Origin of the sequence: Actinophytocola sp., from assembly GCF_050699935.1 — a bacterium.
Lineage (GTDB): Bacteria > Actinomycetota > Actinomycetes > Mycobacteriales > Pseudonocardiaceae > Actinophytocola.
This window is the reverse complement of the sequence record NZ_JBOHGB010000183.1, coordinates 1-12,990: the sequence shown is the minus strand read 5'-3', so window position 1 is coordinate 12,990 and position 12,990 is coordinate 1. Positions and strand designations below refer to the sequence as shown.

The 12,990-nt window shown below is 71.9% G+C and carries 14 protein-coding genes and 1 pseudogene; 10 read left to right on the top strand and 5 right to left on the bottom strand.

Features of this window, described 5'->3' with window-relative positions; translation table 11 throughout:
* From ACRDTB_RS34030 to mycP, 6 genes and pseudogenes are all read left to right on the top strand, one after another.
* Positions 1-309: pseudogene (locus ACRDTB_RS34030) on the top strand (transglutaminase TgpA family protein); the annotation flags it as partial.
* Positions 310-437: 128 nt separating this feature from the next.
* Positions 438-818 carry a YbaB/EbfC family nucleoid-associated protein gene (locus ACRDTB_RS34025; protein ID WP_431436325.1) on the top strand — a complete coding sequence of 127 codons (381 nt, stop codon included), beginning with the start codon at positions 438-440 and terminating at the stop codon, positions 816-818.
* A 3-nt stretch (positions 819-821) separates the two neighbouring features.
* Positions 822-1,163, top strand: a complete 342-nt coding sequence (locus tag ACRDTB_RS34020; RefSeq protein WP_431436324.1) for a hypothetical protein — start codon at positions 822-824, stop codon at positions 1,161-1,163.
* Positions 1,150-2,421: a hypothetical protein gene (locus ACRDTB_RS34015; RefSeq protein WP_431436323.1), complete on the top strand. Its 1,272-nt coding sequence runs from the start codon at positions 1,150-1,152 to the stop codon at positions 2,419-2,421. Before ACRDTB_RS34020 ends, ACRDTB_RS34015 begins: the two co-directional genes overlap by 14 nt.
* Positions 2,422-2,439: 18 nt before the next feature.
* Entirely contained in the window at positions 2,440-2,934 is a 495-nt protein-coding gene (locus ACRDTB_RS34010) for a hypothetical protein (protein WP_431436322.1), read from the top strand.
* A gap of 20 nt (positions 2,935-2,954) precedes the next feature.
* Positions 2,955-4,232, top strand: a complete 1,278-nt coding sequence (gene mycP / locus ACRDTB_RS34005) for a type VII secretion-associated serine protease mycosin (protein ID WP_431436321.1) — start codon at positions 2,955-2,957, stop codon at positions 4,230-4,232.
* 36 nt (positions 4,233-4,268) lie between these two features.
* On the opposite strand, the gene ACRDTB_RS34000 is transcribed toward mycP, so the two are convergent.
* Both ACRDTB_RS34000 and ACRDTB_RS33995 read right to left on the bottom strand, forming a co-directional pair.
* On the bottom strand, positions 4,269-4,922 hold the full coding sequence (locus tag ACRDTB_RS34000; RefSeq protein ID WP_431436320.1) for a hypothetical protein: 654 nt from the start codon (positions 4,920-4,922) through the stop codon (positions 4,269-4,271).
* Positions 4,915-5,178, bottom strand: coding sequence for an AMED_5909 family protein (locus tag ACRDTB_RS33995; protein WP_431436319.1), 264 nt, complete (start codon positions 5,176-5,178; stop codon positions 4,915-4,917). Before ACRDTB_RS33995 ends, ACRDTB_RS34000 begins: the two co-directional genes overlap by 8 nt.
* Positions 5,179-5,409: 231 nt before the next feature.
* Between ACRDTB_RS33995 and ACRDTB_RS33990 the strand changes: the two genes are divergently transcribed.
* Positions 5,410-6,084, top strand: coding sequence for a GntR family transcriptional regulator (locus ACRDTB_RS33990; RefSeq protein WP_431436318.1), 675 nt, complete (start codon positions 5,410-5,412; stop codon positions 6,082-6,084).
* A gap of 14 nt (positions 6,085-6,098) precedes the next feature.
* Here ACRDTB_RS33990 and ACRDTB_RS33985 read toward each other — a convergent pair whose 3' ends face one another.
* From ACRDTB_RS33985 to ACRDTB_RS33975, 3 genes are all read right to left on the bottom strand, one after another.
* The gene (locus ACRDTB_RS33985) at positions 6,099-6,932 is read right to left on the bottom strand and encodes a hypothetical protein (RefSeq protein ID WP_431436317.1); all 834 of its coding nucleotides are present in this window, start codon (positions 6,930-6,932) and stop codon (positions 6,099-6,101) included.
* 82 nt (positions 6,933-7,014) lie between these two features.
* On the bottom strand, positions 7,015-7,308 hold the full coding sequence (locus tag ACRDTB_RS33980; protein ID WP_431436316.1) for a hypothetical protein: 294 nt from the start codon (positions 7,306-7,308) through the stop codon (positions 7,015-7,017).
* Between the two features lie 24 nt (positions 7,309-7,332).
* A complete protein-coding gene (locus ACRDTB_RS33975) occupies positions 7,333-7,656 on the bottom strand; it encodes a WXG100 family type VII secretion target (RefSeq protein ID WP_431436315.1) in 324 nt (107 codons plus the stop codon).
* Positions 7,657-7,926: 270 nt separating this feature from the next.
* On the opposite strand from ACRDTB_RS33975, the gene eccCa reads away from it, so the two are divergent.
* The 3 genes from eccCa to ACRDTB_RS33960 form a co-directional block, all read left to right on the top strand.
* Positions 7,927-11,916, top strand: coding sequence for a type VII secretion protein EccCa (eccCa, locus tag ACRDTB_RS33970; protein WP_431436314.1), 3,990 nt, complete (start codon positions 7,927-7,929; stop codon positions 11,914-11,916).
* 40 nt (positions 11,917-11,956) lie between these two features.
* Positions 11,957-12,244: a hypothetical protein gene (locus tag ACRDTB_RS33965; RefSeq protein WP_431436313.1), complete on the top strand. Its 288-nt coding sequence runs from the start codon at positions 11,957-11,959 to the stop codon at positions 12,242-12,244.
* A gap of 3 nt (positions 12,245-12,247) precedes the next feature.
* Positions 12,248-12,990: hypothetical protein (locus ACRDTB_RS33960; protein ID WP_431436312.1), on the top strand; the 743-nt coding region annotated here is incomplete at its 3' end.

The window sequence follows — 12,990 nt, the reverse complement described above, 5'->3', positions numbered from 1 at the left end:
GTCGTCGGCGCGTGGGCCGAGGCGCGGGACCGGCTGCGGGCCCACGGGGTGCGGTCCACCGCGGGGATGACCGTCCGCGACCTCGCCTCGGCGGCGACCCCGGTCGGCGGCCATGCCGTCGCCGCCGAGCTGCACGTGCTCGCGGCGAGCGTGGATCAGGCCCTGTGGTCGGCGAGCGGGCCGGGGGAGCGGACCGCGACCGAGGCGTGGGCGGCGGTCCGCGCGGTCCGCCGCGGGCTCGCGGCCCGGCCACTGCGGGTGCGCCTGCGCGCGGCGACCGACCCGCGGCCGCTGTTCCGGCCACGCTGAGACGCCCCCGCCGCGCACTCTCGCGCGGTGAAACCCGTTGGCGCTGGCCGGAAGCGGTCAGCGGCCGCCACGGCCCGCGGCGGTGCCCGACACTCCTCCCAGGAGCAGGCCGACGGGTGGAGGTGGCGGTGTACGGGAGTTCCGGGCTGCCGGGCGAGGCAGCCGAGCGGGAGCGGATGGCCCGGGCGTTCCGGCGGGTCCAGGAGAAGCTGGTCGACATCGAGGTCACGGCGGAGTCCGACGACGGGCTGATCGCGGCGACCGTCGGCGCCCGCGGCGAGCTGCGCGCGCTGGACCTCGACCCCCGCCTCTACCGCGACCCGGACGCCACGGCGCTGGCCGAGAACATCCTCGCCACGGTCAGGGCGGCCGCCGACACCGCCGGGCGTCAGGCGTTCGACGCGGCGGTCGAGGTGCTGCCCCGGCACGCCACCTTCGAGGACACCGACGTCGCGTTCGACCCGCTGCTGCACCGGCTCGACGGCGGCGTCCCGACGGGACGGGAGTGACCCATGGACGGGAGCACGGGTGACCGCGCCGCCATGGACCCCGCCGCCGCCGGGGACGGGCTCAGGGCGCTGCGGACCGCGGGTGACGACTTCGTCAGCGGGTGGACCGCGGCCAGCTCGCAGATCAGCGGGCTCGCCGGCCAGCTCGGCGGCGGCCCGCTCGGGCAGGCGTTCATGTCCAGCTACCAGCCGGGCGCGACCGAGGTGGCCGCGTCGGCCGACCGGGGCAGCGTGGTGCCCGGCCAGTACGCGGACGCGGGCGAGAGCTGCCTCGGGCTCTACGGCGGCATGGACGGGGAGTCCGCCGCCGGCTTCGGTGCGGTGGGCGGCAATGGGCCTTCCTGAACCCGCTGGTCCACTGTGGACAGAAGTCAAGGGCATCTTCGACCCGTGGCCGCCGGACGACGAGCAGGCGGCGATCGACCTCGGCGCGGCCTGGCAGCAGGCGGCGACGACCGCGCGCACGGCCGGCGAGTCCTCGGTGGCCGCCGGCGGCAACACGCACTCGGCCTGGCCGGACCAGGCCGGCGAGCTCCTCGACACCACCATCCAGCGATTCGGTCAGCAGGTCGGCGAGCTCGAGCAGGGCATGCTGATGCACGGCGGCGCCGCCGAGCGGTACGGCGAGCAGGTGCGGTCGGTCAAGGAGACCATCGACTCGGTCATCCGGTCCTACCAGCCCTACTACGACCTGCTGAGCAACCCCGCGTTCGGCGAGGCCGGCCGGGCGATGCGGGACTGGGTGGTGCGCAACGTCGCCGGCCGCCTGAAGGACATGGTGCTCGGTGCCGCGGACCAGCTCGGCCTGAAGCTGTCCGCGTCCGGGCCGGACGCCGACTTCGAGGCGAAGCCCCCGGAGGGCGGCAAGCTCGGCGAGTTCCGGGCGTTCGCCGAGTTGTTCAAGGCCGGCGCGGAGAGCGAGGACGGCAAGTTCAAGGCCGAGGCCGGCCTCGGCGCCGAGGCGTCCGGGTCCGCCGCGCTGACCAACGAGGGGTTCAAGGCGCAGTTGGAGGCGGCGGCCGGGCTGAAGGGGAAGGCGGAGTTCAAGGACGCGGTCGGTCCGAACGGTCTGGTCGGCTTCGGCGCGGAGGGCGAGTTCTTCCTCGGCGGCAAGGCGGGTGCCGGGGTGAGCGCCGGCAAGGACGGGTTCGAGGCCAAGGCCGAGGCGTTCGCCGGCGGGCGGTTGGGCGGCAAGGTGTTCGGCGACGTCGGCGGGATCGGTCTGGGGATCACCGGCGAGGCCTGGGCCGGGCCGGGCGCCGAGGCCGGGATCAAGGCGAAGAACGAGAACGGGGTCTGGACGATCGGGGCCTCGGCCGGCGCCTCGCCCATCGTCGGCGGGAAGCTCGGCGTGGAGCTGCGGGTCGACACGAACAAGGTCGTGGAGACCGCCGCGCACGCCCACCAGGCTGTCCAGCGTGCCGTCGAGGACGGCGCCGCGGCGGTCGGCCAGGGCTATGAGACCGTCAGGCAGGGCGTGGAGGACGTCGGCCGCGACATCGGGGAGGGCGTCGAGTCCGCCCGGCGCGGCGTCGAGGACTTCGGCAGTGATGTCGGGCGGGGCATCGAGGACGTGCGCGACCGCGTCGGCAAGCTGTTCTGACCCAGGGAGATGACCAGGATGAGCACGGACCTTCCGGTGCCGATGAAGTTCCAGCTGCCCGACGGCTGGCACGCGGCGTCGCCGGACGAGCTCGGCCTGCCGGACGTCGCCTTCGTCGCGCTCAACGCGGCCACGCACGGGTCCGGCTTCACCGCGAACATCACCATCGACGGCGAGGTCCGCACGGACGGCGCGTCGCTCGCGGAGATCGCCGACGAGTCGGTGGCCAACCTGCGCGATGCGGCGCCCACGGTCACCGTGGCGCAGCGGACCGACCTCGGCGGTGCCGAGGCTCCCGGCCTAGCCCAGGACCTCCGCGTCACCCTCGGCGAGGGCGAGGTCCGGGACCTCGTCCAGTCGCAGGTGTACCTGACCGTGCCCGACGCCGAGGACAGCGGCAAGCGTGCGGTCGTGCGCGCGTCGCTCACCGTCGCCGAGAACCAGCTCGACGTCGTGCTCGAGGACTTCCGGGAGTTCGTGTCGTCCATCCGGTTGGACACCGAGCGGCTCTGAGGCGCGAAGGAGGATGCGCGATGCGCGGCTGGCTGCTCGCGGCCATCGTGGTCGCGGCGTCGACCCTACCGGTGGCGCCGGCCCAGGCCGCGCCGCCGGCCGGCGCCTGCCAGAACCCCGACCCCGCCCGCCCCGTGGTGGACGAGCTGCCGTGGGCCCAGCAGCTGCTCGACCTCGACCGGACCTGGCCGCACGGCACCGGCGCCGGGGTCACGGTCGCCGTGATCGACTCCGGCGTCGACGCCGACCACCCGCAGCTGCGCGGGAAGGTGTTGCCGGGCAGGGACTTCTACCTCGTCGGCACCCTGCCGGGGAACTACGACTGCGAGTCGCACGGCACGGCGGTCGCCTCGATCATCGCCGCCGCCCGGGCCGACGGCGTCGGCTTCCGCGGGGTCGCCCCGGACGCGCGGATCCTGCCGGTGCGGGTCGTCGACCGGGCCCCGGCCGACGAGTCCGACTCGGCCCCGATCGATCCCAGGGTGGTCGCGCGAGGCATCCGCTACGCCGCCGACCAGGGCGCGAAGGTGATCAACCTGTCGCTGTCCGGCTACGGCGACTACCGCCCGGTCCGCGACGCGGTCGCCTACGCGCAGCGCAAGGACGCGCTGCTGGTCGCCGCGGCCGGCAACCGGGCGCAGGACGGGAGCCCGGTGTCGTTCCCCGCGTCCTACGACGGGGTGCTCGGTGTCGGCTCGGTCGACCAGGCCGGCGCCCGCGCGCAGGGCTCCCAGACCGGTCCGTACGTCGACGTCGTGGCGCCCGGGGTGGACGTGCTCGCGGCGACGAGGGCCGGCGGACACGTCTACTGGACCGGCACGAGCTTCGCGACGCCGTTCGTCGCCGCGACCGCGGCTCTCGTCCGCTCGGCCCACCCGGACCTCACCGCGCCGCAGGTGGCGGAGCGCATCATGGCGACCGCCGACCCGGCCCGAGGGGGCTGGCGCAGCGACGAGTACGGCTTCGGCCTGGTCGACCCGTACCGCGCGGTGACCGAGGCGCTGTCCGACAGCGGCCCGCTGGCGCTGCCGGGGGTCGAGGACCCGCCGGTCGATGTGGCGGGCGAGCGCGAGCTGGCCTGGTGGGACCGGGTGAGCGCGGGTGCGAAGGCCGGCACCGGGCTCGTCGCGCTGGCGATCGTGGTGGCCGGCATCGTCGCGGTAGTGGTGCCGCGTGGCCGGCGCCGGCGCTGGCTCGCCGGTCGGGCCGGCGCGCTGCCGGCGGCCCCGGTGCGCGAGGAGCCACCGGACGAGATCTTCCTGTTCCCGCCGCCGCCGGTGGAGCGAATCAAGAGCTGAGCGAGGCGACGCCGCGCACCCCGCGCGTGTAGTTGTCTACTTCGGACTCGTCGCTAGCTGTCCGCTAGCCAGCTCGTCGAGTGCGACGAGGGTGCAGGTCCACAGCTCGCGGACCAGACTCACCGCGCGAACCCACCGAACGGCCGGGTTGGTGAACGACACCGTGACCCTGCTGACCTGGCATGGTTCGCGCCAACCGGTGTAGAGGCCACCATGAACCCAGGCGACCTCATACCGGCCGGCCCGCACCAGGACCGCGCCCTTGCGCAGCGCCGGGCACACCTGCACCGACAGCCGCGCACACGGCAGGCACACGGGTGGCTCGGTGACGCCCATTCCGTTCGGCCACCCCGGCCAGTCCTCGCGGTAGTCCCGCAACAGCCACAAGACACCGACCTCGGTCCGGTCCGCCGGCTCGGCGCACACCTGGCACAACAGGCGCCGCATGGCCCGTCTTTGCCGCAGCGGATGCACTTTGCCGAACACCGGCCGGCCCACACCGTGACGCCAGGGCGTGCGGAACGACAGCACCCCGTGCGCGTCTCGGTCGGACACCGTCTCGTCGACGTAGCCGATGCCACCGCCTGGCACCTCCACCAATCGGCACGGCGGATCGGTCTCCTCACTCCACGCGGTGACATAGGGCGCGACCACACGCCGACCCGCGGCGGGGAGCGTCGCGCTAGGCATCGCGGTTCGCACCTCCCTTCGACCCACGCAGGCCGTCCTCGATCTCGCGCGCCTTGCGCTTCTCCCGCGACGACCAGTACAGCGCCTCGTGGTGGTGACCGCGGTCGATCTCGGCCACCTCCGCATACACGGCCGCGCTGCGCCGGTAGTACGCCAGCCACGTCTCCGGCTTCGCCTCGACGGCCGGCCGCTCACGACTAAGCAGCTCGTGCGCTTGCATCAGCCGTGTGGGGTCCGCGCGCCTCGCTCCGCTCACTGCGAACCACCTGCCTCACGCGGCATTGTTAGTCGGGCTAGCCATGTCCTTGTCCTCGCAGGCTTTGATCTTCGCTCGGTTGTTCTCACTGGTTGTCAAGGGTGAGGTCCCTCGACACATCGGCATCGTATACGTAACTTCGTATACGAACAAGCTGTGCGTATACGAAGGCTGCTACGCTACGTCTGCCGCCACCACGCGGAGTGGTCAACGTCGAAGGAGTCCAGATCAATGACGGAGCCCGCCTACGTCTCCATCGCAGGCGAGTACGCACGACGGATCCGCAGTGGTGACCTGACACCCGGGACCCAACTGCCGAGCTATGCCGAGATCGCCAAGGAGCACGGTGTCTCCGACATCGTCGTGCGGAAGGTCCTCGAACTGCTTCGAAGTCAAGGCCTCGTCCGGCCCGTTCGGCGACGCGGCAGCTTCGTGGCGGATCGCCCGAACCTCATCCGGAGCTCACCCGAACGGCAGATGCAGGATCCCGGAGTCACTTTCGGCACCGAATCCGAACAGGAAATCGAAATTGATCGTGAGGACGGGAAGATCCGTGCCACCAATGAACTTGCGGATATCTTTGGCGTTTCTCCGGGCGATGAGCTGTCCCATGTCGTCACGCGCGTCTCCGAGAGCGGTCGGCCTATCTCGATCTCGGATACGTATCAACCGTTGGGCGTCAGCGGCACGGCTGGCACAACAGTTCTTGAGGAGACCCTTGCCGATCAATTGCCGACGTCAACGCACGCCACGTGGTTGCGCACCACTCCCGGCGACCTTGTGAAGACGATTCATCAACGATTCTACGCCGCTGACGACCGTGTGATCATGGTGTCGAACGTGTCTTATCCACAGGATCGGTACGACGCATTCGTCTTTAGAATGAAGTTCACCCATGATTCCTGACGTGCAGACAAGCTCTAACGTCGCACCCAGCCCTGAGCCACGTCCGCCAGATTCCACCACGACACAAACCGCGCATCCTCGGACGCCAGTTCCCACCCGATTTTCAGAGAGTCGAAGAAGGCGTCATCGCCAGTCATCCCGCCTTTCGGCTGTCCGATGAAGATCAGGCGCCGGCCGCCGGAATTCTCGAATGTGGCAAGAGCCGCCGATGCCATGGTGTCACCCCAGCCGGGCGGCCAACACAGAAACAGCACGTCATCGGAGCGATCAGCCGCCCTGTCGAAGGCTAGGAGATCCCGTACGTCGTGCCATACGTCTGTCTGCTCTCCCCCGGTGGGGAACGAAACGTTCTCCACCTTGTCGGGGGGCTCGGAATCGTATGCTTCGACGTCAATTCCTGAACTGGCCAGCTGTGCCGCCCAATATCCTCGACCGGCCCCCATCTCCACGAGGCGCTGGCGGCCGCAGAACGTAGACATCCATTCGAGGGTTTCTGGCGACGGGATCGCATACGCATAGACGGCCTGCAAGAGCATCTGTGCGTACGCCAGTCGAGCACTGCCATCCGGTTGACCACCGTCCATCACCCGGCGGCCCTCATGCTCAGAAACGGATGGCGCGACGATGTCCCAATACGGATTCGAACCCTCTGCCTTGCCACCCGTCACGTAGTGGACGAACCGCAGATCAAATGCGGCGTCCGCTCGAACATCGCCCGTCCCCGCCAGGGTCGGCGCCATGTCCAAGTACTCACTTACCTTCGGGTACTCAGCGCGAAGGCGCTGTTCATCATCCAGCAGCGCGGCCAACTCGGCACGACGTTCCGGCGTCAAGGTACGTTTAACCACACGTCCGATTCTTGCAGGGGACCGCCGATGTCACCAGCGGCCCCGGACTCGCGTCGCGGGGCCGCTGTTCCGTGTCTCGGGATCACCCCGACACGGCGCGCTTGGCCGTCTCGAGCGCCTGCATGCCGTTCGCCTGCGCCATGCCGACCTTGGCGGACAGGTCCATCTGGAACTCGTTGGTCGCCAGCGTGGCCTTGTCCCAGATGGCGTTCAGCTCGGCGAACGCGCCACCGGCGACGTCCAGCCAGGACTGCGCGGTGAGACCCACGGTCTGCATCCACGCGTCCTTCTCGGCGCCGATCGCGTTCGCCGACGCGGCCAGCTGCGTCTGCCCATCGCCGAGCGCGCCGAACTCGTAACGGATCGGTCCAGGCATATCTGTCTCCTTACGTTCCGGTGGCTACTGGCGGAAGTTGAGTCCACTGAGGACAGCGCTGTTCATCGCGCTGGTGGTGTCGTCGTCGGAGGTCGTGTAGGCCGTGCCGGACGTGCCGGCGGCCGCGCCGACCCGCTCCAGCTCGGCGACCAGCGCGTCGACCTGCCGGCGCCACTCCAGGTGCTTGGCGTCGAAGGCGACGGGCGCCCGACCCTGCCAGGTGGCCATCATCGTGGCCACCTGGCCCTCGATCCGGCTGATCGCACTCCGGATGTTCGCCGCCGAGTTGTTCGCCGCGACGGCCGCGTTTTGCATGTCCTCCGGGGTGCCCCACTGAGCATCGGGCATCGCTCCTGCTCCTTTCCGGTCATCCGCACGTGTCGGATGGGCTCGCTGAGCCCGCCGCGCCAAACGGCGGTCGCCAGCGAAGTTAATCGGGCGAGCGGCCGCCGAACGTGTGCCGGCACCTTCCTGCCACACCCGACCACGGACCGCGACCAGCGGCGACGATTCACGGGGTGACACCGAGCACTGTTCAAAACAGGCCCGCGGCGTGCCCGGGCGCTGCTGATCAGGAGTGTTTTGAATAGTGCTCGCCGGCCGAGGGAGGTCCAGAGCGTGGCGACCATGGTGGTGCGCCGGCCGTTGCGCCGGCCGGCGCCGGACATGCCGTCCGGCGAGCTGGTGCTGGAGGCGCCGCCGGAGATCCCGGCGCCGCCGGCCCGGCAGTGGACGCAGGCGCTGATGGTGCTGCCGATGGTCCTCATGATGGGCGCGATGATCCTGTTGTTCAGCGGGAGGTTCGGCCAGAGCGGCCTCGGCGCGCTGCGCTACGTGGTCTTCGGGATCTTCGGCTTCGCCATGCTGCTGATGGTGGGCCTCGCCTTCCTCAACGGCGGCGGGCCGAGCAAGCGCGAGATGGGCAACGCCCGCCGGCACTACCTGCGTGGCCTCGCCCAGCACCGGGTCCGGGTCGGCCGCACGGCGCGGCGGCAGCGGACCGCGCTCTGGTACCTGCACCCCGACCCGGACACGCTGTGGTCCGTGGCGATGAGCTACCGGCTGTGGGAACGCCGCCGCAGCGACGCCGACTTCGGCGTCGCCCGCATCGGGCTGGGCCGGCAGAGCCTCGCCACCACGCTGATCGCGCCGGACACCAAGCCGATGGAGCAGCTCGAGCCGCTGTCCGCGCTGGCGCTGCGCCGGTTCATCACCACGTACTCGGCCGTGCCGGACCTGCCGCTTGCCATGGCGGTCAACGGTTTCAGCCGCGTCCACGTCCGCGGCGGCGAGCAGGCCGCCGCGCTGGTCCGGTCGGTGATCGCCCAGCTCGCCACCCTGCACTCGCCGGACGACCTGCGCATCGCCGTGTGCGCCGGCCCCGCTCGGCGGGTCGACTGGGAGTGGCTGAAGTGGCTGCCGCACGCGCTGCACCCGGAGCGGACCGACGCGCTCGGCTCGCTCCGGCTCATCGCCTCGACGATCCCGATGCTCGAGGCGATGCTGGACGACCTGCTGGCCGACCGGCCGCGGTTCGACCCGGAGGACGGCGCCACCCGGGTCGCCGGCCCGCACCTGGTCGTCGTGCTCGACGGTGGCGCGGTCGCGGGCTCGGACCACCTGCTGGCCGGGGCCGGCGTCGAGGGCGCCACGGTGATCGACCTGACCACCGTGCCACCGCGGGCCCCGGACCGGTCCGCGGTCGTGCTCGACGTCGCCCCGGACGGCACGCTGGTCAGCAACACCGCCGACGGCGAGGTCGAGCTCGGCCGGGCCGACCGGCTGCCCGTGGTGGCCGCCGATGCGCTGGCCCGCCAGCTCGCGCCGCTGCGGCTGACCGAGGGCACGCGTGGCGAGCAGCCGCTGGCCAACGAGCTCGGTCTCGAGGAGCTGCTCGACCTCGGTGACCCGTTCGCGTTCGACCCCGACGACACCTGGGTGCAGCGACCCAACCGGGACCGGCTGCGGGTGAAGTTCGGCGTCCGGCCCGACGGCAGCCCGATCGAGCTGGACCTCAAGGAGTCCGCCCTCGACGGCATGGGCCCGCACGGCCTGCTGATCGGCGCGACCGGGTCCGGCAAGAGCGAGTTGCTGCGCACCCTCGTGCTCGCGCTCGCGATCACCCACCCGCCGAACTCGCTGAACTTCGCGCTCATCGACTTCAAGGGCGGCGCCACGTTCACCCGGCTCGACCGGCTGCCGCACACCAGCGCGGTGATCACCAACCTGGCCGACGAGCTGCCCCTCGTCGACCGCATGGCCGACGCGATCAACGGCGAGCTGCTGCGCCGCCAGGAGCTGCTGCGCGCGGCCGGGAACTTCGCGTCGCTGCGGGACTACGAGAAGGCCCGCGCCGCCGGGGCGCCGCTGCCCGAGGTGCCGACGCTGTTCGTGGTGATCGACGAGTTCAGCGAGCTGCTGTCGGCCCGGCCCGACTTCATCGACATCTTCGTCCAAATAGGACGGATTGGTCGCGCGCTCGGCGTGCATCTTCTCCTTGCCTCGCAACGGCTCGAGGAGGGTCGGTTGCGCGGGCTCGACGCCCACCTGTCCTACCGGATCGGCCTGCGCACGTTCTCCGACATCGACAGCCGCACGGTCCTCGGCGTCTCGGACGCCTTCTCGCTGCCCCGCGCGCCCGGCCACGGTTTCCTCCGCTACGGCGACGAACCGATGGCGCGGTTCCGCGCCGCCTACGTCTCCGGCGTGCACAGTCCCGAGGTGCCCGGCGGAAACGTGGGTGGGGCCACCCACGGCGGCCCGGAACCGGTCGGGCTGGCGGTGTACTCGACCACCTACGTCGCCCCGAAGGTCGCCGAGGAGCCGCAAGCCGCGCCGGAGGAGGTCGACGACGACGCCATCGGGGAGAGCCTGCTGGACATCCTGGTCGACCGGTTCGCCGGCCGGGGCGTCCCCGCGCACCAGGTGTGGCTGCCGCCGCTGGCCGAGCCGCCGACGCTCGACCAGCTGCTCGGCGGGCTCACCGCGGACGCCGACCGGGGCCTGCGGTCGGCCGACCCGTCGCTCCGCGGCACGCTGCGCGCGGTGATCGGCGTGGTCGACCGCCCGCTCGACCAGCGGCGCGACCCGCTCGTGCTCGACCTGTCGGCCGGCGCCGGGCACGCGGTCGTCGCCGGTGGCCCGCAGTCGGGCAAGAGCACCGCGCTGCGCGACATCGTCGCGAGCCTCGCGCTCACCCACACGCCGGCCGAGGCGCAGTTCTACTGCCTCGACTTCGGCGGCGGGGTGCTCGGCTCGATCCGCGGGCTGCCGCACGTCGGCGGCGTCGCCGGCCGGCTGAACGTCGGTGCGGTGCGCCGCACGATCGCCGAGGTGGCCACGGTGCTCGCCGACCGGGAGCGGAGCTTCGCCGAGCGGGACATCGACGGCATGGCCACCTACCGCGCCATGCGCGCCGACGGCCGGGTCACCGACGACCCGCACGGCGACGTCTTCCTCGTCATCGACGGCTGGCTGACCCTGCGCAAGGAGTTCGAGGATCTCGAGGACGTCGTGATCAGCATCGCCACCCGGGGCCTGGCCTACGGCGTGCACCTGGTCGCGAGCTGCGCGCGCTGGTTCGACCTGCGCCCGCAGGTCCGCGACCTGTTCGGCAGCAAGCTCGAGCTGCGCCTCGGCGATCCCATCGACACGATGCTGGACCGGGCGAGCGCGCTGCGGGTGCCGGAGAGCTCTCCGGGCCGCGGCCTCGCCCCGAGCAAGCACCAGGTGCTGACCGCCGTGCCCCGCATCGACGGTCACGGCACGGCCGAGGGCCTGAGCGACGCGGTCGCCGGCCTGGTCGAGTCGGTGCGCCGGTCGTGGACCGGCGAGCCGGCGCCCGAGGTGCGGATGCTGCCGGACCGCTTGCCCTACAGCGCGCTGTCGCCGACCGACGACCCGGTGCGGCTCGCGGTCACGGTGGGCATCGCCGAGCAGGACCTCGCGCCGGTCCGGCTCGACTTCGACGCGGACGCGCACGTGCTGCTGTTCGGCGACGGCGACTCGGGCAAGACGACGTTCCTTCGCACGGTCGCCCGCCGGATCGTCGACTCCTACCCGCTCGAGAAGGCCCGGATGATCGTCATCGACCACCGGCGTGGCCTGCTCGGCGAGGTGACCTCCGAGCACCTGCTCGGCTACGGCACCGACAGCCGCACGACCGGCGCGTTGGTCGCCGACGTGGTGACGGCGATGCGGGACCGGCTGCCCGGCCCGGACGTGACGCCCGAGCAGCTGCGCTCGCGAAGCTGGTGGCAGGGGCCGGATCTGTTCCTGCTCGTCGACGACTACGACCTGGTCGTGACCGGCGCGGACAACCCGCTGCTGCCGCTCATGGAGTTCCTGGCGCAGGCTCGGGACATCGGCCTGCACATCGTGGTCACCCGGCGCACCGGGGGCGCCGGGCGGGCGATGTACGAGCCGTTCCTGACCCGGCTCCGCGACGTCGGGGCGACGGGCCTGCTGATGTCCGGCAACCGGGACGAGGGCCCGCTGCTCGGTGGCCTGAAACCCGAGGTGCTGCCGCCCGGCCGGGGCCGGCTGGTCTCCCGGCGCGGCGACGCGCGGCTCGTGCAGCTCGCCTGGCTGCCGCCGGCGGACGAGTGACCGACCAGAAGCCGACACGAGAAGTCGATCAGGAGGAGACATGGGTGATCTGCTCGCCGGGACACCGGAGGAGATGATGGCGTTCACGGCCGAGGCACCGGCCGCGAACGACTCGGGCGGCGCGCTCCAGGCCAAGATGGAGGAGAGCACGGCCTTCCAGAGCGCGTACCAGGAGGCCTTCGGGCGGCTCCAGAGCTTCGTTACCGAGACCAACGCCCGCGTCGGGGACCACGTCGCGGACGCGAGCAACTCCGGGCGGAGCTACCTCGAGACCGACGAGGCCAGCGCGTCCCGCCTCGATGTCGTCGACTCTCCGAAGCCGAGGTGACCCATGGACTACACGACGATGCAGCTCCCGGAGCAGCTCGCGCTGATCAACGCCGAGGTGGCCAACCAGGGCCCCCTGCAGGAGAAGGCGACGGTGTGGACGGCCGCGCAAGAGCAGCTCAGCCGGACGGGCCAGACGCTGGGTGCCGCGACCAACCGGATCGAGCCGGGTTGGCAGGACCCGGCCGGTGACCTGTTCGTCGCCGACGCCCGGGAGACCACGAGGAAGGTCGACACCTGGGGCGCGAACATCGCCTCCGCGCAGCCGCAACAGCTGATGCGTGACGTGGCCGCCCTGCTCGGACCGACCCAGAAGGTCGTGCAGGAGAACCACGACCGGTGGCAGCAGGCGATGCAGGCGTTGGCCGCCGCCGGTGGGGTCACCGATGCCGCGCAGAGTCTGATGCAGTACCAGATCGCGGCTGGCAACGCGATGAACGCGTTGGGAGACCGGTACGACGAGGCGGCCAAGGCAGTCGCCGCCGCGAGCACCGGCGAGGCGATGCCCCCGCCGCTGAGCGCGGCGGCGCCTGACGGCTCTCCGGGCGCTGCTCCCGGTGGTGCTCCCGGTGGCGCGCCTGGCGGTGCTCCGGGTGGCGCTCCCGGTGGCGCGCCGGGAGGAGCCCCCGGCGGTGCGCCGGGTGGTGGGCCGGCAGGGGCCCCGGCTCCGGGTGGGGATCCGTCGCTGGCCGGTGGGCTCGGCGCCCCGCCGCCGGTGGCCGCCGCGCCGCCCGCCGTGCCGCCGGC